The organism is Zoogloea sp. (assembly GCF_028689785.1).
Classification (GTDB): domain Bacteria; phylum Pseudomonadota; class Gammaproteobacteria; order Burkholderiales; family Rhodocyclaceae; genus Zoogloea.
The window spans coordinates 1-23,646 of sequence record NZ_JAQVCN010000036.1 but is presented as its reverse complement, the minus strand read 5'-3'; the positions used below and the strand labels follow the sequence as shown (position 1 = coordinate 23,646).

Annotated in this window: 10 protein-coding genes, 2 tRNA genes and 1 pseudogene; 7 read left to right on the top strand and 6 right to left on the bottom strand. The window is 64.6% G+C overall.

Going from position 1 to position 23,646, the window contains the following annotated elements; genetic code table 11:
- Window positions 1–37: 37 nt before the first annotated feature.
- The 6 genes and pseudogenes from PHI64_RS15170 to PHI64_RS15145 all read right to left on the bottom strand — a co-directional run bounded on the left by PHI64_RS15170 (window position 38) and on the right by PHI64_RS15145 (window position 7,440).
- Window positions 38–3,334 carry a PAS domain-containing hybrid sensor histidine kinase/response regulator gene (locus PHI64_RS15170; protein ID WP_299884283.1) on the bottom strand — a complete coding sequence of 1,099 codons (3,297 nt, stop codon included), beginning with the start codon at window positions 3,332–3,334 and terminating at the stop codon, window positions 38–40.
- Window positions 3,335–3,619: 285 nt separating this feature from the next.
- A complete protein-coding gene (locus PHI64_RS15165; protein WP_299884281.1) occupies window positions 3,620–4,579 on the bottom strand; it encodes a LysR substrate-binding domain-containing protein in 960 nt (319 codons plus the stop codon).
- Window positions 4,580–4,923: 344 nt separating this feature from the next.
- Entirely contained in the window at window positions 4,924–5,757 is an 834-nt protein-coding gene (locus tag PHI64_RS15160) for an SMI1/KNR4 family protein (protein ID WP_299884279.1), read from the bottom strand.
- Window positions 5,758–5,900: 143 nt separating this feature from the next.
- On the bottom strand, window positions 5,901–6,281 hold the full coding sequence (locus PHI64_RS15155) for a recombinase family protein (protein WP_299884276.1): 381 nt from the start codon (window positions 6,279–6,281) through the stop codon (window positions 5,901–5,903).
- A pseudogene (locus tag PHI64_RS15150) lies at window positions 6,235–6,345 on the bottom strand (IS30 family transposase); the annotation flags it as partial. The gene PHI64_RS15155 and the pseudogene PHI64_RS15150, both read right to left, overlap by 47 nt.
- A 114-nt stretch (window positions 6,346–6,459) precedes the next feature.
- Window positions 6,460–7,440 (bottom strand): NADPH:quinone oxidoreductase family protein, encoded by a 981-nt coding sequence (locus PHI64_RS15145; RefSeq protein WP_299884274.1) that lies wholly within the window; start codon window positions 7,438–7,440, stop codon window positions 6,460–6,462.
- A 161-nt stretch (window positions 7,441–7,601) separates the two neighbouring features.
- On the opposite strand from PHI64_RS15145, the gene PHI64_RS15140 reads away from it, so the two are divergent.
- From PHI64_RS15140 to PHI64_RS15110, 7 genes are all read left to right on the top strand, one after another.
- Window positions 7,602–7,678 (top strand) — tRNA-Arg (locus PHI64_RS15140).
- Window positions 7,679–7,764: 86 nt separating this feature from the next.
- Window positions 7,765–7,841: transfer RNA gene (locus PHI64_RS15135), tRNA-Arg, on the top strand.
- A 241-nt stretch (window positions 7,842–8,082) separates the two neighbouring features.
- Window positions 8,083–9,441: an HlyD family efflux transporter periplasmic adaptor subunit gene (locus PHI64_RS15130; RefSeq protein ID WP_299884272.1), complete on the top strand. Its 1,359-nt coding sequence runs from the start codon at window positions 8,083–8,085 to the stop codon at window positions 9,439–9,441.
- Window positions 9,442–9,511: 70 nt separating this feature from the next.
- Window positions 9,512–11,590 carry a PqqD family peptide modification chaperone gene (locus tag PHI64_RS15125; RefSeq protein WP_299884270.1) on the top strand — a complete coding sequence of 693 codons (2,079 nt, stop codon included), beginning with the start codon at window positions 9,512–9,514 and terminating at the stop codon, window positions 11,588–11,590.
- Window positions 11,587–13,533, top strand: a complete 1,947-nt coding sequence (locus PHI64_RS15120; RefSeq protein WP_299884268.1) for a preprotein translocase subunit SecA — start codon at window positions 11,587–11,589, stop codon at window positions 13,531–13,533. The genes PHI64_RS15125 and PHI64_RS15120 overlap by 4 nt, the downstream gene beginning before the upstream one ends.
- A 4-nt stretch (window positions 13,534–13,537) precedes the next feature.
- The gene (locus tag PHI64_RS15115; RefSeq protein WP_299884265.1) at window positions 13,538–14,443 is read left to right on the top strand and encodes an efflux RND transporter periplasmic adaptor subunit; all 906 of its coding nucleotides are present in this window, start codon (window positions 13,538–13,540) and stop codon (window positions 14,441–14,443) included.
- Window positions 14,444–14,447: 4 nt separating this feature from the next.
- The coding region (locus PHI64_RS15110; RefSeq protein WP_299884264.1) for a cadherin domain-containing protein at window positions 14,448–23,646 on the top strand (9,199 nt) is incomplete at its 3' end.

Sequence of the window (23,646 nt, the reverse complement as noted above, 5' to 3'; positions counted from 1 at the left end):
CGAAGAGGTGTTCGGCTGGGGCGAAGGCGCCGCCCCGTCAGCGCCAGGGGGCGCTGGCGGCCACCAGATCGGCGATGCCTTCTTCGAGGGCATCGAGGCGTTCATCCAGCGCCGTTTCGCCCTGATCAATGGCCTGTTCGAGGGCTCGCGCCGCCGCCATCAGGTCGAGGGCGCAGAGGAAGCCGGCGTTGCTGCCCAGGGTATGCATGCGTCGGGCAGCAGCTTCCCGGTCGCCCGCGGCCAGAGCTTCGCGGGTTTCGGCCCCCGCGTTGGCGTTGTCATGGACGAAGAGTTCCAGCAGACCGATGAACATGTCCCGATCACGGCTCAGGCGCTGGCTGGCACGCTCGCTGTCCATACCCGGGATCTCCGGAAAAGCTTCGACGGCTTCTTCGACCCGGGCCTCGGGCAGGGAGACGGCTTGGCGGGGCTGAATCCACTTCGACAGCAGCAAGGCCATCTGCTCCAGGTCCATGGGTTTGGCCAGCACATCGTCGGCACCGGCAGCCCGGGCCGCGGCCTGCTGGTCATCACGCACGCCGGCGGTGAAGGCGATGATGGGCAGCTCGATCATGCCGAGCTGACCACGGATCATGCGGGTGGCGGCCAGACCATCCATGACCGGCATCTGAACGTCCATCAGCACCGCGTCGAAGCGCTCGGGGCGGGTCTGGAGCAGTTGCACCGCCTGCAGGCCGTCGGCGGCCAGGGTGGCGGTGGCACCTTCCAGGTGCAGGGCGCGCTCCACCAGATCCCGGTTCATGGCGCTGTCGTCCACAACCAGCAGGTGGGCCCCCACCAGCCGCGGACCGGCGGGCGGGCGCGGTGCAGCGTCGGCCAGCGTGCTGGTTTCGCTTTCACAGCCACGGGTGAAGGGGAGCTCGAACCAGAAGCTGCTGCCCTGGCCTATCTGGCTTTCAGCGCCGATGGCCCCGCCCATGAGCTCCACCAGGCGCTTGCAGATGGACAGGCCCAGTCCGGTGCCGCCAAAGCGGCGGCTGATGCCGGCGTCGGCCTGGGCAAAGGGGGCAAACAGGCGGGCCAGGGCATCGGGGGCAATGCCGATGCCGGTGTCGCGTACCTCGAAGCGCAGGCGCAGTTCGCTGGCGCTGCTCTCCAGGGTATTGATGTGAACCGCCACCTCGCCCTGCTCGGTGAACTTGATGGCGTTGCCGGTGAGGTTGAACAGCACCTGCTCCAGGCGCAGCCCGTCGCCGAGCAGGGGGCCGAGGCGGTTGGAGGGGGCTTCGAGGCGCAGGGACAAGCCCTTGCTCCGGGCCACCTGGCCCATCAGGCTGTCCAGATTGGCGAGCAGGGCGGCCAGGTCGAAGGGGCGCGATTCGATGCGCAGCTGACCGGCCTCGATCTTGGACAGGTCGAGGATGTCGTTGAGGATGGCGAGCAACGACTGGCCAGCGCTGCGGATGCGCTCGACCATATCGCGCTGGTTGTCGGCGAGGGGTTCGCGTTCGAGCACCTGGGCCAGGCCGAGCACGGCGTTCATGGGGGTGCGGATCTCGTGGCTCATGTGGGCCAGGAATTCGCTCTTGGCCGAGTTGGCGGCCTCGGCGGCGTCATAGACCTGACGCAGCTCGTGTTCGTAGCGCTTGCGCTCGCTGATATCGCGGATCACCCCGAGGATTTCCACGAAATGCCCGTCGGTGCCCAGCAGCGGGCTGGCAGTCACGTCGGTCCACACCGTCGAGCCGTCCTTGCAGCGGTGCTCCAGCTCGCCCCGGAAGAGCTCCGGCGGCAGCCCGGCGGCCAAGTTGGCATGCAGCCGGGCAAAGTAGGCCCGGGCAACGCCAAGGGATTCAGGGGTAAGGGCGTCCTCCATGGATTGCGCCATGACCTCTTCGGTGGTGAAACCGCGCAGCTTCTCGACCGAGGGGCTGACATAGGCGTAACGCCCGTCCAGGTCCATGGTGAGGATCACGTCGATGGCGTTGTCGGCGAGCAGGCGGTGACGCTCCTCGCTGATGCGCAAGCGCTCTTCCATCATGCGCCGGGCGGTGATGTCCTCGACAATGGCCAGGTAGCGGGGGGCTTCCTCGGTGTCCACCTGCACGGGGGCACAGGTGACGCTGGCCCATACCACCGAGCCGTCCGGGCGCAGATAGCGCTTGTTCTGACGGTAGCCGCTGATCTCCTTGCGCCCCAGGCGGGCGATCTGCTCCAGGGTCTCGTTGATGTCGTCCTGGTGGGTCAGACGCACCGGATCGAGGCCGGGCAGTACCTCTGGCGGGCGTCCGACGATCTCGGCGTAGCGCGAATTGGTCTCGGTGATGCAGCCGCTGCGCGAGTCGAGCAGCGCCACCCCCAGGGGAGCCTGCTCGAAGATGACCCGGAAGCGTGCTTCGGCGGCCCGCTGGGCCTTCAGCGCAACAAACTCCTGGCGCTCCCGGTTGCGGCGCCACAGCAGGTAGCTCGCCGAATAGACCAACAGCAGGCCGAAGCCGACCACCAGGGCGGTGGCCCAGGCCATGGTGCGGATGCCGGCGTAGGCTTCGGTTTCGTCGATTTCGGCGAGCATCAGCCAGGGCGTGCCAGCTACCGCGGCGGCGTAAGCCAGCACCGGCACGGCACGGTAGTCACGTCCGCCTTCGAGGATGCCGTGCTCCCCCTTTACCGCCCGCGCGGCAGGCAGGTTAGGGGCATCAAGGGGGCGGGTCAGGGTGAGGGCCGCATCATGGCGATGCCGCAAGGGCGTCAGAAAGCGCACCCCCTCGCCGTCACGCCGGACAAGGTAGGTCTCGGCGGTGCGAGTGGGGACCGGCCAGGATTCGACCAGCGGGTACAGCGCCTTGTCGGCCCGCCAGGCAAGATAGACAACCCCCCGCGGAGTGCTCCCCGCCCCCCCGATGGGGGCGAGAATGCCGTAGATCACCTGGCCATGGCTGTCCCGATGCAGATCCACGAGCTCGATGCGGGGTTGCTGCAGGATGCTGCGGACCTGGTCAGCGTGGTCGCGAAAATCAGCTTCGCCAACGACCAGGGACGGCTTGCCGTCCCCATCGAGCACCGCCAGCCCGCTCCAGCCTCGAACCCGTAACAGTTCGGCCATCAGGAACTGCATGCGCTCAAGGATCGCAGCGTTGCGACGACCTCCGTCCAGCCACTGGCCGTAGAGCATCTCGAGCTGTGAATGCCGGGAGAAGTAAAGTCCGGCGTCAATGCGGGTGGCCCCAAGCGCAACTTCGATCTGCTGTCGTTTCTGCTCGGCGATGACCGCCAGGGTCCGGTGGGTCTCGCGGCGGATTTCCTCACTCAGGTAGCGGTAGCCCACGCTGCCGATCATGCCGATCAGCACGGAGAGGACGATCAGGGGAAACACGAAACGCAGCCATTGCCTGGATGCCTTCGCCGGAGCCCCGGTCGACTGGAGTCCGGGTTCCTTCACCACTGGAGCTTGATCACTGAATGCAAGGGGAAATACGGCTTAGAGCCGGAGAACAGGTGTGGGTAACGGCCTGCAAACCAGATCTATTAACAAAGAGGTATAAGGCCGCAATTCTGCACCAACACAGTGCGCCAGTCCATGTTTTTGCCGTGTTTGGCTGTTTTGCCATTTGCATCTGCGCCAGATTGGGGCCACCGCCCGAATGGCGCCGGAGAGGCGTCATCCGGTGCGGGTACCGTTCTGCATGCCATGGCCAAGGGCGCGCGCTTCATTCATCAGGGCGTCCACCATCGGCGAGCGGGGTTGCCGGTTGAGGACAAGCAGGCCGGTCGCCCATTCGACAACCGGCTCGCGCAGGTCGAAGACCCGGGTGCCGGTGGGGACGCCAATCAGATCCAGCACTGCCCGGGGGACGATGCTCGACCAGTGGCCGGCACTGACATGGGCCAGGATGCTGATGATCGAATCAGTCTCGAGGGTGGGCTGCGGCTTCTGCCCCAGGCTGGCAAAAACCGCATCGATGGTCTGACGGTTGTGCATGTTGGCAGTGAGCAGGCCCAGCGGAATCTGCGCCGCCTCTTGCCAGGTAACGCAGTCGCGCCCTTCAAACGGGCCGCTCTGGGGAGTCAGCAGCACATGGTTCTCGCACCACAGCGGGTACGCGTCCAAGTCCGGGCTCGTGGATTCCAGGTAGGCGATGCCGCCATCCAGTTCGAAGTTGCGCAGCCCGGCCAAGATCTGCTGCGTGCTCAGGGATGACACCTCCACGTTCACCTGTGGGTGCCGGCGGGAAAACGCTGCAGTCAGGGTGGCAACCGCGGTGAGGCCAGTGGGGATCACCCCAAGGCGCAGACGACCGGTAAGGCCGTCCTGCATTTGGGCGAGCTCCTGGCGCAAACCTTCGGCCCGGGCAGCCATCTGGCGGGCGCACTCAAGCACGCGCTCGCCCTCGGCGGTCAGCCCGGAAAACTGCTGGCCCCGCTCCACGATGGTGACCCCCAGCTCCGATTCGATGTCGCGGATGGCCGCCGACAGGGTGGATGCTGAAACATGGCAAGCCTCGGCGGCACGACCGAAGTGCTTCTCCCGGGCAAGGGCGATGAGATAGAGATACTTGCGGGTAATCATGGTCAGGCGGGCGGGTGAGGGGAAGGGCTGGTGCAGCGCCGCTGTATACAAGCGCTCATCACCAATGCTGCAGAAACGTGAGCAGGGCTTCCCGGCGGGCGGGCGTGAACTTGCGATAGACACCGCCTGGAACTGTAGCTCATCGGCGGGCAGTTCCCGCTCGACCCGGTATTCGCTGCGAGATTCCTGCAGTGCGCTCCCTGGAGTCTTTGATTCGATGCCCGATCTTCATGGAATCGGTTCCGGCCGGGGGCGAAAATACACTTCAGGGCACCTCAAAAAACCTCACTTTATGAACACCTGGCATCGTTAAATCAACAACTTACAACAGTGATTTCGGTGGAAACAGGGGCTCTCGAGGTGCCCTCTGAGCACCTTCGGCCAAACTGATAGAACTACAGACTTAGCCTTCGCAAATTCAAGCCAACTGCCCGAGCAGCGATCATGACCTTGTCGGCAGCATTGTCTGAGACCAGTTTCAACAGTATCTTGACGTCGGGAAATTCGGGATAGCGAAGGGCTTCTCCCGGCAAGAGATTGTTGAGTTCTGCGTAGCGGGGATCATCCGGGCGCACAAAGCCGCGCGGGACACTGTTAGGCGAAATACTGGCTATATGGGGCCAAAAATAGGTCGGATAGCCCAGATCAGCGACGCCTTGACCTTCTTTTGCGCTTGTGTTGAAGAGCTGGTTAAGCCGCGCCCTGGATTCGTTGATGTCCGTTTCGCCGGATATGCCCACAAGTCCGACAAACTCGTCCTTATCAGGCTCAAGCGCCGAGAGAAATGCGGTAAAGTTTGGCGCGATCAGTCGATCTTCCATAGTTTCCAGATCAACGTAGGTAACGCACGGCTCTGCGTCGTGGCGGTAGTCGAAACAGACGTACCAATTGCCGTCGCTGTCGAACGGAATGAGTTTTTGAAAATTCGCCGGTCTCCATATGTCTGGATGAGTCGTTTCACGCCAGCAATCATCGTCGCCAATATGAGGGCCATGCGGACCGATACCCCATATATCTCGACTTGGTGTTTCTGGGTGGGTCCAGCGCGTGGGGCCGCCATTCTGTTGGCGTAGAATAGCCAGATAGCTCTCTGGAAGCTTTACATGCAGCCGGCTTTCTACCTCGGCGATAGCTGCGTCACTTAAGTTCGGTTGGAGATACGGCAGATAGACTGGCACACTCCAAATGGAACGACCAACGGGATGGCTACTACTAGCATGTGCTTGCATTGTGTCTCCTTCGGCAGCCGCCGCGTGTTTTGACGGGGCAATCACAGCCGCTATCATCGCGAAAAGTGCACTGCGCCTCGAAATATCCGTTCCTTTCAATGGCAAGATTGCACAGCGTTTCGTTATTTGCTTTTGCTCGCCAATCAGTCTCGCCGCGCTATTTCTGCGACAGTATTCTTGCTGATAGCGAGGTCACGAGCGATCCAGCGGTGGCTGCGACCTTCCATCACCAATGCCATGACTTTCGGGGCAAACCGATCCGATTTTGGGCGTTCGCCACGCTTGCGGCCCAGTTTCCGGCCGTGTGCCTTCGCGGCGGCGAGGCCAGACTTGACCCGGTTGCTGATCAGATCACGCTCGGCCTCGGGAATGCCGGAGAGATACGTCGCCAGCATCCGGCCATGCGGAGAGGGCAGGTCGAAGACCATACCGTTCATGGCGATGACGGAAACCTTCCAGCTCTCGTGCAACACCAGGTCAAAAGTCCATGATTTTACGCGCAAAGACTTCTGTTGGAGTTTCAAAGGCGAGGCATTTGCGCGGACGGTTGTTTAATTGTCGGGCCATTGCGTTCAGGTGGCGTTGGGAGATATGTTCGGCAACGTGCCGCGCCTGTCCTGGCCCGTGTGCGGGGCATTCGCGCCTTGTGGGGGAGGCGCAATTGGGCGATCAGTTCGCTGCACAGCGTGCCCCGCGGCCTGCTCAGTCGCAGGGGGTGATCAGGAGCTTGCCCGTCACCCGGCGTTCGGCGAGCACCTTCAACGCATCCCCCGCCTGTTCGATGGCGTAGCGGCCGTGGATGGGTGGAACCAGGCTGCCATCGGCAATGCCCGCCAGAATGGCGGCAACCTGGGCACGGCAGGCTTCCGGCTCGCGGCGCAGAAATTCATCCCAGAACACGCCGGACAGCTCACAGCCCTTGAGCAGGAGCAGGTTGGCAGGCACCCGCGGAATGTCGCCGGCGGCAAAGCCAATCACCAGCACCCGGCCGCGCCAAGCAGTCGCCCGTACCGCGGCCTCGGTGAAGACTCCGCCCACCACGTCGATCACTACGTCGGCACCGCGGCCTGCGGTGGCTGCTTTCACAGCATCCTTCAGGTCTGTTTCGCGATAGTTGATTCCGACAGCGGCCCCCGCCTGCTGGCACAGGGCGAGCTTGTCGACGGTGCTGGCCGCTGCAATCACCCTGCAACCCGCAGCCCGGGCGATCTGAACGGCAGCGAGGCCGACGCCACCCGCTGCGCCGAGCACCAGCACTGTCTCGCCGGCCTTCAGGCGGCCCCGGTCGTACAGGGCAAACCAGGCTGTGGCGTAAGCCACCAAGGCTGCCGCTGCCTGATCGAAGGAGACTGCATCCGGCAAGGGGAAGACCTGACTAGCTCGGGCGCGAGCCCTTTCGGCATAGCCGCCGAAGGAATTGAAAGCCAGAACGCGCTGCCCCGACTGAAACCCCTGCACCTTGGCGCCCAGGGCGGCGATGGTGCCCGCGAACTCGCCTCCAGGGGAGAAGGGCAAGCTCGGACGGATCTGATATCGACCCTGCACGATGAGTGTGTCGTAGTAATTAACACCAGCGGCGACCACGTCGATGATCACCTCGTCCTCTGCCGGCTGGGGCTCTGGCAGATCGCCGGGACCATGGGTGTCGAGGGAGCCGAAGGCATTGCATATGTAGGCGCGCATGGAGGGACTCCTGCTTAGTAGCGTGGGGGAGGGTGGGGGTACGGCCCCGTAATGTGCCCGGCGTCCGGGGGCAAAAATACGGTCCCCACGATAAAAACAACTATCTTCAACGAAAGGCTTCCAATTTCTTCGAGCGTGTGTATAATCTCGGTCTCTCAAGTGCGCCCGTAGCTCAGTTGGATAGAGTACTTGGCTACGAACCAAGGGGTCGTGGGTTCGAATCCTGCCGGGCGCGCCAGTTTTACCAGAGCTGTTTTTGCAGCTCTTATCAACTCAGGAGAGTTTTTCTCCTCCGCGTTGGCGGGAGTTGAATGTTGGGAAGATGCGCCCGTAGCTCAGTTGGATAGAGTACTTGGCTACGAACCAAGGGGTCGTGGGTTCGAATCCTGCCGGGCGCGCCAGATACGGAAACAAGGGGACTGTGGAAACACAGTCCCCTTGTTTTTTGCTTTTCCGTGCTTTCCAGTTCTTCCCCTATCGAGTCCCCTTTCGCAGGACGAAGCCATCGGCAAGTGTGTCGTATGACACAGTCCCATGCCGGCAAGCTTAAAGTTTCCCGGGAATGCGTCGTCAATACGAGGACGACATTCTTTCAGGACTGAAGCTCTGAACGCACCACCCTCCCTCGCCGCAGCGGAAACGATGAGGCTCGACGTGCTTGCCCTGCAGGCGGCGATGGTGTCCCACAACCGCCTGGCGGAGTCAGCGACAGCGTTTGCCTCCGAACTGGCAACCCGTCTCGGCTGCGAACGCGTTTCCGTGGGTTTTGTCGAGGATCGCTTCAGCCGGGTGGTGGCCTTGTCCCACGGCGCCATCGCGAACGGCACCGAAATGTTGCGGGTGATCGGCGCGGCGATGGATGAGTCCATTGAGCAGGCCGCTACTGTCGTGCTACCGGCCCCTCCGGGCCATGTGCCGCAGATCGTGCTCGCTCACGAAGAACTTCTGCGCCGCGATGGCGGGATGGTTTGCACCTTGCCGCTGGTGGTGAAACGCCAGTTGGTGGGGGCCGTACAACTCCAGTTCCGCCAGGTGGGGCCGGTACTGCCCGAGCAACTCGCCGACTGGGAACACGCCGTGGCCCTGCTGGGGCCGGTGCTGCATTTCATGCGGCGCAGCGAACGGCCGTGGCGGGAGCGCCTGCGTGACCGCGCACGACGCATCCGGGCAGACCTGCGTGCCCCCGACAACGGGCGCTTGCGGCTCGGCCTGGCCGGGCTGCTGCTGGCGCTTGGGATTCTGGTGGCTGTTCCCATGGAGTATAGGGTTGGCGGAAACGCCCGCGTGGAGGGTGCCATCCAGCGCGTTCTGGTGGCGCCAGCCGACGGCTTCATCCGCCATAACCATGTCAGGCCGGGGGATCCGGTCAAGGCCGGGCAGGTGCTTGCCGAGCTGGCCGAACAGGATCTGCAGCTCGAACGCAACAAGTGGAGCAGCGAGCTTGCCCAGCACGAGAACAGCTATGCCGCTGCGATGGCCCGTGCCGACCGGACGCAGCTGGTGATCAGCCAGGCCCGCGCCGACGAAGCACGGGCGCAGCTGGCCCTGGTGGATGAGCAGCTGGGCCGCATCCGCCTGGAAGCCCCCTTTGACGGAGTAGTGATCCGCGGCGATCTGAGCCAGTCTCTGGGGGCGCCGGTGCAGCGGGGCGATGTGCTGCTGACCATTGCTCCGAAGGATCGCTTCCGGGTCATCATTGAAGTGGATGAGCGGGATATCGCCCGGATCAGGGTGGCGCAGCAGGGCAGCCTGGCCCTGTCGGCCCTGCCCTGGGACACGCTGCCCCTGCGGATAGCGCGGATTACCCCGCTGGCCAGCCCGGTGGAGGGCAAGAACGTCTTCGAGGTAGAGGCCACCCTGGAAAACCAGCCCGACAGCCTGCGCCCGGGGCTACGCGGTGTGGCTCGCATCTCGGTAGGCGAAGCACCATTGCTATGGTCCTGGACCCACCGCCTGACCGACTGGCTGCGCCTCAAAGCCTGGGGTCTGTGGGGCAGCTAGCATGAGCGGTAGCGTCTTCAGCAGCCAGTGGTAACGGGTCGCCGGCCTCCACCCTCGGCTGCGGGCTCAGGTGCGGGTAACGCGCCAGATCTACCGCAACGAGGTCTGGCATGTGCTGGCCGATCCGGTGAGCGGGCGATTTCATCGCCTGAATGCAGCGGCTTACGCCTTTATCGGGCGTTGTGACGGGCAACATACGTCCGAGCAGATCAGCGAGGCGCTGCTGGCCCACGATCCCGATTCGGCGCTGACCCAGGACGAGATCGTGCGCCTGCTGGTCCAGCTCAATCAGCGGGGTTTGATCCAGTGCGAGCTGACCCCGGATGTGGAGGCCATCTTCCATCGGGAGGAGCAGGCCCAGCGCCAACAACGGCGGCTGGCGATCAACCCCTTGTCTTTCCGGGTCCGGCTGGGCAACCCCACGGCTTTGCTGCAGCGTTTTGATCCGTGGCTGCGCCCGATGTTCTCCTGGCCGGTGCTGATCCTCTGGATGGTGCTGATCCTGGTGGGCCTGACCACCGCGGCGATGAATTTCTCCGAGCTGTCCCTGCAGGTCCGCACCTGGATGGGCACGCCGCGCTTCCTGCTGATGGCCTGGCTGCTCTACCCGGTCATCAAGGCGGTCCACGAGTTGGGCCACGGCCTGGCCATCCGGCGCCTGGGCGGCGAGGTCCATCAGATGGGGGTGAGCCTGTTGCTGCTGATGCCGGCGCCTTTCGTCGATGCCTCGGCGGCGTCAGCCTTCCGCTACGCCAGCCAACGCCTGATGGTCAGCGGGATGGGAATCCTGGTGGAGCTGGTCGTTGCGGCTCTGGCCGTCATCTTGTGGGTGCTCGTTGAGCCCGGCGTGGTTCGCGATCTGGCCTTGGTCGTGGCCTTCATCTGCGGCGTCTCGACGCTGGCCTTCAACGGCAATCCGCTGCTGCGTTTCGACGGCTATTACGTGCTCTGCGATGTGCTTGATCTGCCTAACCTGGCCTCGCGCAGCCAGGCCTGGTGGCGCTATGTGATCTTCAACCGACGCCTCGGTCTGGCCGAGTTCGCGTCGCCGGAACCAGGGCGTGGCGAGCGCTTATGGCTCTACCTCTACGCCCCGGCTTCGGCCATCTACCGGCTGGGCCTGTCGATCGCTATCGTGACGTGGATCGGCAGCTGGTCGATGCCCCTCGGGCTGATGGCCGGCGCCGGCCTCGCCTTCACTATGCTGGTTTGGCCGGTTTTTCGTTTCTGGCGCCGTCTGCTCGCCATGGCCTTGCCAACGTCGGGGCGCCAGCGTGCCGTGCGGGGGGCAATGGCCCTGAGCATCGGCGCCCTGGCCCTGCTGTGCCTGGTGCCGATGCCGTTTTCCACGGTGGGCCGCGGCGTGGTGTGGGTGCCCGAACAGGCACAATTGCGCACCGGCACCGACGGTTTCATCGAGCACCTGGATGCAGGCAACGGCGAACAGGTGGTGGATGGCCAGATCCTGGTCCGCATGTCAGACAGCCGGCTGGTGGCCGAGGCGGCCAAGCTGCGCAGTCAGCTCGAAGCCCTCGACGTGGACCTTTACCAGGCCATGCTGCGAGACCCGGCCAAGGCCCGGAATGTGGAGGAGGAGATGGCACGCCTCCGCGCCCAGCTGCGCCGTGTCGACGATCTGCAAGGCCAGCTGGTGCTGCGCGCTGGCGTCTCCGGGCGCCTGGTGATGCCCAGGCAGGCCGACGTGCAAGGCGCCTTCGTGCCTCGCGGCACCTTGCTCGGCCACATTCTCACGGGCGAGGCGGCGACGGTGCGGGTGGCGGTGGAGCAGGACGAAGCCGCCCTGGTCCGCAGCGAAACCCGGGCCGTATCAGTGCGGCTGGCCGAGGCACCGGGTGAATCCCATGCCGGGCGTCTGCTGCGGGCCGTGCCTGCGGCCACCGAAAAACTGCCTAGCGCCGCCCTTGGCGAGCACGCCGGTGGCGACATCGCCGTCGATCCGGCAGACAAGGATCATCAGCAGGCCATTGCTCCGGTCTTCATCTTCGACGTCGGCGTCAATGACATCGTGCTCGAACGGGCCGGGGGCAGGGCATGGGTACGCTTCGAGCATGAGTGGGCGCCCCTCGCCCTGCAATGGGGGCGGCGGCTCAAGCAGCTCTTCCTGCGGCAGTTTAGCCCCGGCCCATGAATCTCCCTCTGAGCTCACGCATGCCTTTGCCGGGCTTGGTCTGGGGAAGCTATCCGGAACGACGGGAAGCGCCACAGATCCGTTGGCCCTGGGCCCGCGCCCCCTATTCGCGCCAGATCACCGCCGTACGCCAGGCTATCGGCGACTGGGTGAGCCTTGATGACAGGGCCTTCGCCACCCGACTGCGTACGCTTCGGGCTCATATCGGCCGTGACGGTCTGACGCCCCAACGGAGCGTTGAAGCCCTGGCGGCGGCGGTCGAGGCAGCCCACCGGGGGCTTGGCCTGCAGGCCTACGATACACAGATCCACGCTGCCTTGATCATGCTCGACAATCGTCTGGCCGAGATGGCCACAGGTGAGGGCAAAACCCTGGCCGCAGCCCTGGCAGCCAGCGTGGGCGCTCTGGCCGGAACGCCCGTGCACGTGCTCACGGCAAACGACTACCTGGTGGAGCGCGACGCCACCCGGCTGGCGCCCTTCTATAGCTGCCTCGGCCTGCATGCCGGCTTCGTCACCGGCCCGATGGGCGAGGCCGAGCGCCGCAACGCCTATGCTGCACCGATCTGCTATGTAACCGCCCGGGAAGTCGTCTTCGATTACCTGCGGGACGGGCAGCGCCGAGGCTTCGCAAGGGCCGACCTGCAACGCCGCAACACGTCCCAGGGGCACAGTGAAGCCCTGCTGCGAGGCCTGTGCATGGCCCTGGTTGATGAAGCGGACAGCCTGTTGATCGACGAAGCGATGACGCCCCTGATCCTCTCCCGACAGGTGCGCAGCGGCCCGGCCCGGGCGCTCACCTGGCAGGCCTGGGCCCTGGCCGGCGAACTCGTGGCGGGGCTGGATTTCACCCCTGTGGCTACCGCCATGCGCGTCACCCTGACCCCCGAGGGCAGCGCCCGGCTGACGGCCCTGAGCGCAGCCCTGGACGGCCGCTGGCGCTCCCGCCGCCTGCGCGAGGAGGTGGTGTGTACCGCCCTGGCCGCCCGGCATGTCTACCGCCGGGACGTGCACTACCTGGTCCGGGACGGCCAGGTGGAGATCGTAGACGAGGTGAGCGGCCGCGCCGCGCCCGGGCGCGTGTGGTCTCGGGGCTTGCACACCTTCGTGGAGCTAAAAGAGGGATGCCGCCCCACCCCGGATACCGAAACCCTGGCCCAGATCACCTATCAGCGCTTCTTTCCCCGCTATCACCGCCTCGGCGGCATGAGTGGAACGCTGCGTGAGGCGCGGGGAGAGCTGCGAGAAATCTACGGACTGGATGTGGTGTGTGTTCCATCACGACGGCCGAATTCAAGGAAGACCCTTGCCTGCCGTATATATGACGATCGTCATGCCTTGTGGGGTGCCGTCACCGAACGGGTATCCGAATGTCGTGCGTCAGGTCGTCCGGTGCTGATAGGGACGAGTTCGGTCGCCGAATCCGAGAACCTGTCTGCCCGCCTGGCAGCGGCGGGGATTCCGCACACCTTGCTAAATGCCCGCCTCGACGCCAGTGAGGCTGCCATCGTGGCATGCGCCGGTGAGCCCGGGCAGGTCACCGTGGCCACCAACATGGCGGGGCGCGGAACAGATATTCCCCTGGCCGCTGGTGTGGCCGCCGCAGGGGGCTTGCATGTCCTGAACTGCCAGCTCACCGCATCCCGGCGCATTGACCGCCAGCTGGAGGGGCGCAGCGCCAGGCAGGGTGACCCGGGGAGTACGGAACACTGGATCAGCCTGGACATGTCGCGGGTTAGCGAAGCGTCCGGGCTGCAGGCCCTGACCCGCTGGGCAGGGCAGGGGGGGGACGGACGAATCAGGCTGAGGCCGTGGCTGCTGGATGCGCTGCTGGGCCTGGGCCAATGGAGGCAGGGCCGCCGGGAAAGGCGGGCTCGCCGTGCGCTTTTGGAGGCGGATCGTGAATGGGAGCGGGGACTCTCCTTCGGCGGTCCCGGAGAATGAAATTATGAACAGATGGTTTGTGGCCTGGGTGATGTGGAGCTGCGCGGGGCTGGCTGGCGCCGCGCCGTCCAGCCCCGCGGCACCGGCCCTCGGGTGCCTGGTCGAGCCAGACCGGGTGGCTGATTTGGGCAGCCCTGTCATTGGCGTGCTCGACGGCTTGCGTGTCGACCGGGGCGATGTGGTGCGCAAGGGCCAGGTGCTGGCCGTGCTGCGCAGCGACGTGGAACGCGCCACTGCGGAAGTGGCTCGGACACGCGCCATGGCCGAGGCGGATCTCAACTCGGCCGAAGCCAACCGGGACTTTGCCCGGCAGAAGCTGAAGCGGGCCGAAGACCTGGTAGCGCGCAATTTCCTGGCCCAGCAGGCCCTTGATCAGGCTCGCACCGAGTTGCAGGTCAGTGAGCAGAAATTCCAGCAGGCCCGGGAGCAGCAGCGGGTGTGGGGGCGCGAACTGGGCGTAGCCCAGGCCCAGGTCGGGCTGCGCAGCATCCGCAGCCCCTTCGATGGGGTGGTGGTGGAGCGCTACCTCGCCCAGGGCGAGCGCGTCGAGGAAAAGCCGATCTTCAAGATCGCCCGTATCGACCCGCTGCGGGTCGAGGTGATTGTTCCCGCCGCGCGCTTCGGCAGCATCCGGGCCGGCGATCTGGCCAGCGTGGCGCCGGACCTGCCCAACACCCCGCCCCAAGAAGCTGCAGTGACCCTGGTAGACAAGGTGGTTGATGCAGCCAGCAATACCTTCCGGGTGCGCCTGCATTTGCCCAACCCCAACAACCGGCTGCCGGCCGGCCTGCGTTGCAGGATCACATTTGCCGAGCCGACCCCATCCGTGCCTGCCGCCGAACGCCGCCTGCAGGGTGGCCTGCGCCTGGAGTCCACGCTCAGTACGGTGCGACCAAAGCCGCGCCCCTGATACCATGGACAGCCATCATCGACACCGGGCGCTGATCGAAACCTTCGAACAGCGCATTCTCTATTCTGCGGACCCGCTTCCGTCCCCTGCGCTTGTCTCGGCCCTGGTGGGGTTTGAGCAGGGCAGTGACGGCGGCACCACAGAGGGGAGCGGTGTCGAGCTGGTGTTCGTGGATACCCGGACCCCTGACCTGCAACTCCTGCTCGATGACCTGGAAGCCCAACGCCAGGCGGGTAGGGACCTGGAAGTCATCGTCATCGACCAGAACGAGGACGGGATCACCAAGATCTCCGACACGCTGGCCGGGCATCACGACGTGGCCGCGGTGCACCTGGTGGGGCACGGCAGCGAGGGCCTGATCGAGCTCGGCGCGAGCCGGCTGGACATGGGCGTGCTGCTGCAGCGGGCCGACCAGATTGCCGGCTGGGGAGACGCCCTCGTGGACAGCGGCGACCTGCTCCTCTATGGCTGTGAGGTGGCCGCAGGGAGCAACGGAGAGGCCCTCGTCACCACCCTCAGCCAGCTGACCGGAGCCGACGTGGCTGCCAGTATCGACGCCACCGGCAGTACGCTGCTTGGCGGCGACTGGGACCTGGAACGCCAGACCGGCGGCATCGAAGCCCAGCCGTTCGCCTCTGCCAGCCTGCAAGCCGAGTGGAAGGGCGTACTCGGTGTCGTCACCCAGGGCAGCGAAACCCTGGTCAACCAGAACACCACCGGCAGCCAGGGCAACCACTGGTCCGGCAAGACTGTGGGCATGGACAGCAGCGGCAATTATGTCGTCGTCTGGATCGACGGTTCCGGCGCCGATGGCAGCGGCCAGGGCATTTACGCCCGGCGTTACGACGTAAGCGGAGCAGCCCTGGGCAACGCTTTCCGGGTCAATACCTACACCTTTGACAACCAGCGCAACCCCCAGGTGGCCATGGCAGCCAACGGCAACTTCGTCGTGGTCTGGGAGAGCATGGGGCAGGACGGCAGCAACTACGGCATCTATGCCCAGCGCTACAACGCCAGTGGGGTGGCCCAGGGCAGCGAGTTCCGCGTCAATACGCTGACCACAGATGACCAGCGTGCACCTGCTGTGGCCATGGATGCCAACGGCAACTTCGTGGTCACTTACCAGGCCTGGGCCTCGGGCAACAACAGCTGGGGGGTGCTCGCCACACGCTACAACGCAAACGGCGTAGCCCAGGGCGCCGAGTTCGTGGTCAACACGACCCTCGCTTACGACCAGATAGCCCCCAGCGTCGCCATGGACTCGGCGGGCAACTTCGTCATCACCTGGCAGAGCTACGGCCAGGAGGGCCCCAGCGACGGCATCTACGCCCAGCGCTACAACGCCAGCGGCGTGGCCCAGGGTGGCGAGTTCCATGTCAACACCACCACGGCGGACAACCAGAACCTGCCCACCGTTGCTATGGACAGCAGCGGCAACTTCGTCATTACCTGGGAAAGCTATGCCCAGGATGGCAGCCTCCAGGGGATCTACGGCCAGCGCTACGACAGCAGCGGCGGCGCCCAGGGAGGCGAGTTCCGGATCAACACCACCACCGCCAATGCCCAGCAGAACCCGGTGGTGACAATGACAGGCGGCGGCAGCTTTGCGGTCACCTGGCAGAGCACCGCCCAGGACGGCAACCTGGAGGGGGTCTACATGCGTCTTTACGATGCATCAGGAAACCCCGTGACAGCCGAAACGCAGGTCAACACCACCACCACAGGTGACCAGCATTCGCCCAGCATCATCTCCAACCAGAACGGCCGCATGGTGATCGCCTGGCAGGGCAACGGCAGCGGAGATGGTGACGGCGTATTCATGCAGCGCTACACCTATGGCTTCCCGCCGGTACTGACCCTGTCCACCGGCAGCGCCACCTATGTGGAGAACGCTGCCCCCCTGTCTGACACCAGTGCCACGGTGACCGACCCCAACACCACAGTTTTCAACGGTGGCCAGCTGATCGTTCAGCTCACCACCAACGGCACGGCAACAGATGAGCTGGGCATCCGCAACGATGGCGTCGGCGCCGGGCAGATCGGCGTTTCCGGGGCCAACGTCACCTACGGCGGAGTGCTCATCGGCACCTTCAGCGGGGTGTTCGGCAATGGGAGCACGCCCCTCACCGTGACCCTCAATGCCAACGCCAGCGTGGCCGCCACCCAGGCCCTGGTGAGGGCGGTGACCTACCGCGATACCAGTGAAGCACCGTCAACCCTCAGCCGAACCCTGAGCCTGACCCTCTCCGACGGCACCGGCTGGACCAGCGACCCAGCCACCATCACCATCGCCGTCGTGGCCCAGAACGATGCCCCCATCCACACTGTTCCGGGCCCCCAGAGCACCCCCATCAGCACATCCCTGATCTTCTCATCGGCCAACGGCAACCCCATCTCGATCAGCGACGTGGACGCGGGCAGCAGCAACCTGCAGGTCAGCCTGAGCGTCACCAACGGCAGGCTCAGTCTGAGCCGTGTCACCGGCCTGGGTTTCACCGTCGGCGACGGAACGGCAGACGGCACGATGACCTTCACCGGCAGTCTGGCCAACATCAACGCGGCCCTGGAAGGCCTGACGTATGCGCCCACCGCGGGCTATAACGGCGCAGCCAGCCTCAGCATCACCACCAGCGATCTGGGCAACACGGGTAACGGTGGGGCCCTCAGCGCCAACGACAGCATCGCCATCCAGGTAGGTGCAGTGCGCTTCCAGCAGGATGTGGCCGGCTACACCGGCACCGTCGACACCTATGTCAGCGACGGGGCCACCGGCACCAGCTTCGGCAACGCCACCACCGTGATCGTGGACGACGGTTCGCCGGTCAACCAGGCGCTACTCCGCTTCGACAGCATGTTTGGCAACGGGGCAGGGCAGATCCCTTTCGGCGCCACCATCAACTCGGCATCCCTGTCTTTCTACGTTACCAACCGGGACGCTGCAGACACCGTGTCCCTGTACACCATGTTCGGGGCATGGTCGGAGGCTTCAACCTGGAGCAGCCTGGGTTCTGGCGTGCAGATGAACGGCAGCGAGGCCGCCAGCTCGCCCCTGACCACCTTCAGTGCCGGCGTATCCGGCTGGAACACCATCAACGGGCTGGCCAGCTCGGTGCAGGTGTGGGCCGATAACGGCGCCAACCAGGGTTGGCTGATGGCCTCGGCCAGCCCTGGCGCCGACAACTGGACCTTCGCGTCATCGGAATACGCCACGGTCAGCCTGCGCCCCTATCTGATCATTTCGTACACCGCGCCAGTTGCACCGACCATCACCAGCAACGGTGGCGGCGCCACCGCCAGCGTCAACGTCGCAGAGAACAGCACGGCGGTGACCACAGTCACTGCAACCGACGTGGACAGCCCCGCCGCAGAGTTGAGTTACAGCATCGTGGGGGGCGCGGATTCGGCCAAATTCAGCATCAACGCTACCACCGGCGCCCTGCGTTTCATTACCGCCCCCAACTACGAAGCGCCCACCGATACGGGCACCAATAACGTCTACGACGTGATTGTGCAGGTCAGCGACGGCTTCCTGAGCGACACCCAGGCCATCGCCGTCTCGGTAACCCCGGTGAATGACAACACACCGGTGATCACCAGCGATGGTGGCGGCGCAACAGCGGCCATCAGCCTGGCCGAGAACACCCTCGTCGTCACCACGGTAAGCGCCACCGACGCGGACCTGCCCGCACCCGCACTTACCTACACCATCATTGGCGGCGCGGATTCGGCCCGCTTCTCCCTCAACAGCAGCACCGGGCAGCTCAGTTTCGTAACAGCCCCCAACTATGAATCACCCACCGACGCCGGGGCCAACAATGTCTATGAGGTAACCGTACAGGTGTCGGATGGCAGCAATACCGACACCCAGGCGATTTCCGTCACCATCACCCCGGTCAATGACAACACCCCGGTGATCACCAGCAACGGTGGCGGCGCAACAGCAAATATCAGCATTGCGGAGAACACCACTGCGGTCACCACCGTCACCGCCAGCGATGCCGATCTGCCCGCCCAGACATTGAGCTACAGCATCTCCGGGGGGAATGATGCCGCGCGCTTCTCGATTGACAGCAGCAGCGGTGTACTCGGTTTTATCGCTCCCCCCAACTTCGAAGCGCCGGGCGACGTCGACGCCAACAATATCTACGAGCTAATCGTCCAGGTCTCGGACGGCACCTTCTCCACCACCCAGGCCATTGCCGTTACCGTCACCAACGTCAATGAAGCCCCCATCCTCAACGCCACGCCGGCGGTCGTCCTGGCACCGGTTGCCGAAGACGCCGGCGCACCGGTGGGGGCCGTCGGTACCCTGGTCTCGGCGCTCGTGGACTTTACGGGTGGCGGCGGCTGGGACAATGTTTCCGACCCCGATGCCGGTGCCAGCACCGGCATGGCGGTGATCGGCGCCAATGCCGCCTCCGGCACCTGGTATTACACGATCAATGGCGGGAGCACTTGGAACGCTCTGGGGACGCCCTCTACGGCCAGTGCGCGTCTGCTCGCCGCCGACACCCAGACCCGGGTGTACTTCGCTCCCGCCAGCAACTTCAACGGCAGCATTGCCAACGCCCTGAGCTTCCGGGCCTGGGACAGGACCATCGGCAGTAACGGCGGGTTGGCCAACACCAGTACCAATGGCGGCTCCACCGCCTTTTCGAGCGCTACCGATACCGCCGCCCTGACCGTTACCGCCGTCAATGATGAGCAGACCCTCGTCACCAATACCGGCGCCACCTTTGCCGAAGGCTCGGTGGGCAACATCATCACCAACGCCATGCTGCGTACCACCGACGTGGACAACACCGCCGCCCAGCTGGTCTACACCCTGGGCAGCACACCCACGGTGGGCACGCTGTACCGCAACGGCGTGGCACTGGGCGCCGGCGGCACGTTCACCCAGGCCGACGTGGACAACAAGCTGCTCACTTACACCCATGGCGGCGGCGAGAACACCGCCGACAGCTTCTCCTTCACCGTGGATGATGGAGCGGGCAGCGCCTCGGCCGCGAGCTTCGCCATCACCATCACCGGGGTCAACGACAACGCACCAGTGATCACCAGCAATGGCGGCGGAAGCAGCGCCTCGATCTCCATACCAGAGAACAGCACTGCAGTGACCACGGTGACGGCCACCGACAGCGACATTCCCTTCAGCCCCCTGACTTACAGCATCATTGGCGGCGCCGACGCAGCCCTCTTTGCGATCAATCCGAACACTGGCGTACTGCAGTTCATCTCGGCAGCCGACTACGAAACCCCCCTCGACGCCGATGCCAACAATGTCTACCAGGTTGTCGTCCAGGTCAGTGATGGCAGCCTGACAGACACGCAGACCCTCACGGTCACCGTCAACGACGTGGTCAACGAGCTGGTCGTCACCACCGCCGTCGACATCGCCGACGGCGACACTTCCAGCATCACCGCACTGCTCGCCGACATGGGGGGCGACGGCAAGATTTCGCTGCGTGAGGCCATTCTCGCCGCCAACAACTCGGCTGGCGCCGACACCATCACCTTCGCCATCGATTCCGGGCCGCAGATCATTCACCTGAGCAGCGTGCTGCCCGCAATCAATTCCGTCATCCACATCGAGGGCACTTCCCAGACAGGCTATGCCGGTACGCCCTTGGTAATGCTCGATGGTGCTGCAACCGGCGCTGGCGCTACGGGCCTGGAGTTCAAGCTGGGAAGCAGCGGCAGCAGTGTACGAGGGCTGGTCATCGGCAACTTCAGCCTGTACGGCATTCACGTCAACCAGGTTTCTTCCATCACGATAGCCGGCAACTACCTGGGCACCGACCTGAGCGGAGGAAGCGCAGCGGGCAATGGCATCGGCCTGTTCATCTTGGAGTCGGGCAACAACCTCGTCGGCGGCACCTCGGCAGCGGATCGCAACATCATCTCCGGCAATACCGGCAAGGGCCTGGAGGTGAGCGGCGCAATCGCCACCAACAACATCATCCAGGGCAACTACGTCGGCCTGGACCATACCGGCAGCGTTGACCTCGGCAACGGCGGTGACGGGGTATCGATTGCAGGATCGGCAAGGAATAACCTGATCGGTGGCACTACCCCTGCCGAGCGTAATGTCATCTCCGGCAACGCCGGCGCTGGCGTGCGGATCTACAGCACCACCACCGCCTTCAATACGGTCTCGGGTAACTACATCGGCACCAATGCAGCCGGCACGGCCAACATCGGCAATGGGGGAAGCGGCGTAGTGCTGGCGGGTGTGTCGGGCAACACCATCGGCAGCCTGAGCACCGGTGGGGGCAATCTGATCTCCGGGAATGCCGGTGATGGCGTGCTGGTGGAAACGGCGAGCGACGGCACCTTAATTTACGGCAACACCATCGTCGCCAACGGAGAGGAAGGCATCCAGGTGTGGGATGGGGCGACCAATACCGTCATTGGAGATGCCACGCCCGGGGGCCGCAACATCATCTCCGGCAACACACTGCAGGGTATCGGAATCTACGGCTCCACCGTAACCGGAACCGTGGTGCGCGGTAACTGGATCGGCGTGGCTGCTGATGGTGTGACCGCTCAGGGCAACGGTAGGCAGGGCATCCATGTCTCCCAGGCCTCCACAGTGATGATCGGGGGATCCAACCCGGGTGAGGGCAACATCATCGCCAACTCCGGGCCGCTCCACCCCGGAGTGAGCCTGTCTGATGGTGCTACCGGCGTCGTCATCATCGGCAATTCCATCTACGGCAGCAGCTCCCTGGGCATCGATCTGGAGGGCGATTGGGTCACTGCCAACGATCCGGGCGATGCGGACGTAGGTGCAAACAACCTGCAAAACACGCCCGAGCTGGTGTCGGCGCTGCTCACTGGCAGCGACATCGCCTTGTCCGGCACCCTCAACAGCCTGGCCAATACCCGCTTCCGCATCGAGTTCTTCGCCAATCCCAGCCCCCATGCCTCTGGTTACGGGGAAGGGCGCAGCTACATCGGTTTCGTCGACGTACTGACCGATGCCAGCGGCAACGCCACCTTCAGCCCGACCTACGCCGGCGCTCTGCCGGCGGGAAGCCAGTACTGGATCTCATCCACGGCCACCCGCCTGGACGCGTCGAGCAATTTCATCGAAACCTCGGAGTTCTCCGCCAGCATTCCCACCAATCCGCCAGTGATCGTCAGCGACGGCGGGGGCAGCAGCGCAGTGGTCGCCGTAGCCGAGGGCACGACGGTGGTGACGACGGTGACAGCCATTGACCCCGACGGGGTGGCCCAGCCCATCACCTACAGCATTGTTGGTGGCAACGATGCCGGCCTCTTCACCATCAACGCCAGTTCCGGCTTGCTTGAGTTTGCTGCTGCACCCGATTTCGAAAACCCGGGCGACGCCAATGGCGACAACCTCTACGAGGTAATCGTGCGCGCCAGCGATGGCTTTGGCGGCACTGACAGCCAGGCCATCAGCGTCAGTGTGACCAACGTCAACGACGACCCGTCCTTCAACTTCCTGTCCGGCAATCTGGACTACGCCGAGAATGCGGGCGCGGTGATCGTCGCACCTACGGCAAGTGTGACCGACCCCGACTCTGCCGACTTCGATGGCGGCCGGCTGGTGGTGTACTTCGCTTCCGGCGGGCAGATGGAAGACCGCATTGCCCTGCGCAATGAAGGCAACGGCACAGGGCAGATCGGGGTGAGCGGTAACACTGTGAGCTTCGGCGGCGTACAGATCGGCAGCTGGAGCGGAGGGCAGAACGGCTCGGTGCCCTTCGTCGTGAGCTTCAACGCCAACGCCACCCAAGCCGCGGTCCAGTCTGTAGCACGCAACATCACCTACCAGAACGTCTCCGATGCACCCTCGGAGGTCGTCCGCCATCTGCTTGCCTATGTCGAGGACGGCGACGGCGGCAGCAGTGCCATCACAGGCGGAACGATCACCCTCATACCGGCGAATGATGCCCCCCTGATCACCTCCAATGGCGGCGGCGCCACGGCGACCCAGAGCGTGGAAGAAAACGCGATTGTCGTCACCACCGTCACCGCCTCCGACCCCGACGGACCGGTGGCCGTGTTCAGTATTGCCGGGGGCAGCGACAGCGGAAAATTCACCATCGACAGCAATACCGGCGTACTGCGTTTTCTCAGCGCACCCGACTTCGAGGCCCCCACGGATGCAGACGGCAACAATGTCTATGAGGTGATCGTCCAGGTGTCGGATGGCAGCGGTGGCGTGGACACCCAGGCACTGTCCGTCAGCGTCACCCCGGCCAACGACAACGCGCCGCAGATCACCAGCAACGGCGGAGGCATGACAGCCGCCATCAACCACGCCGAAAACACGCTCGTAGTCACTACGGTGACCGCCACCGACGCCGACCAGCCCGTCCAGACCCTCAGCTACGCCATCGTCGGCGGTGCCGATGGCGCACTTTTCAACATTGACGCCGGGAGCGGCGTGCTGAGCTTTGACACCCCACCCGACTTCGAAGCACCGGCCGACGCCAATGCCGACAACACCTACGAAGTCACCGTGCAGGTTGCCGACGGGGCCGGCCTCACCAGCACCCAGAGCCTCTCCGTCACCATCACCCCGGCCAACGACAACGCCCCCGAGATCACCAGCAATGGCGGTGGCAGCACCGCATCGATCAGCGTCATGGAGAACACCACGACCGTAACGACAGTCACCGCCACGGATGCCGACCAGCCTGCACAGACCTTGACCTACAGCATCATCGGCGGTGCCGATGCCGCCCACTTCCAGATCAACACCAGCACGGGCGTGCTCAGCTTCCTCGTCGCCCCTGACTTCGAAGCGCCCACCGATGCCGGCGGCAACAACGTCTACGACGTGATCGTCCAGGTCTCCGACAATCAGGGCAGCACCGACACCCAGGCGATTGCCGTGACGGTCACATCGGTCAATGACAGCGCCCCGGTCATCACCAGCGGCAACACGGCCAGCGTCGCCGAGAACACCACGGCCGTAATGACCGTGACGGCAACCGATGCCGATCAGCCTGCACAGACCTTGACCTACAGCATCATCGGCGGTGCCGATGCCGCCCACTTCCAGATCGACAGCGCAACCGGCGCCCTCAGCTTCCTCGTCGCCCCCGATTTCGAAGCGCCCACCGATGCCGGCGGCAACAACGTCTACGACGTGATCGTCCAGGTCTCCGACAATCAGGGCAGCACCGACACCCAGGCGATTGCCGTGACGAGATCGGAAGAGCACA

What these genes read in the sequence shown, in the direction of transcription:
- PHI64_RS15160 (WP_299884279.1), bottom strand. Translation starts at nt 5,757, where the DNA reads ATGCAAGCACATGCTAGTAGTAGCCATCCCGTTGGTCGTTCCATTTGG.
- PHI64_RS15145 (WP_299884274.1), bottom strand. Translation starts at nt 7,440, where the DNA reads ATGCGCGCCTACATATGCAATGCCTTCGGCTCCCTCGACACCCATGGT.
- PHI64_RS15130 (WP_299884272.1), top strand. Translation starts at nt 8,083, where the DNA reads ATGAGGCTCGACGTGCTTGCCCTGCAGGCGGCGATGGTGTCCCACAAC.
- PHI64_RS15120 (WP_299884268.1), top strand. Translation starts at nt 11,587, where the DNA reads ATGAATCTCCCTCTGAGCTCACGCATGCCTTTGCCGGGCTTGGTCTGG.
- PHI64_RS15115 (WP_299884265.1), top strand. Translation starts at nt 13,538, where the DNA reads ATGAACAGATGGTTTGTGGCCTGGGTGATGTGGAGCTGCGCGGGGCTG.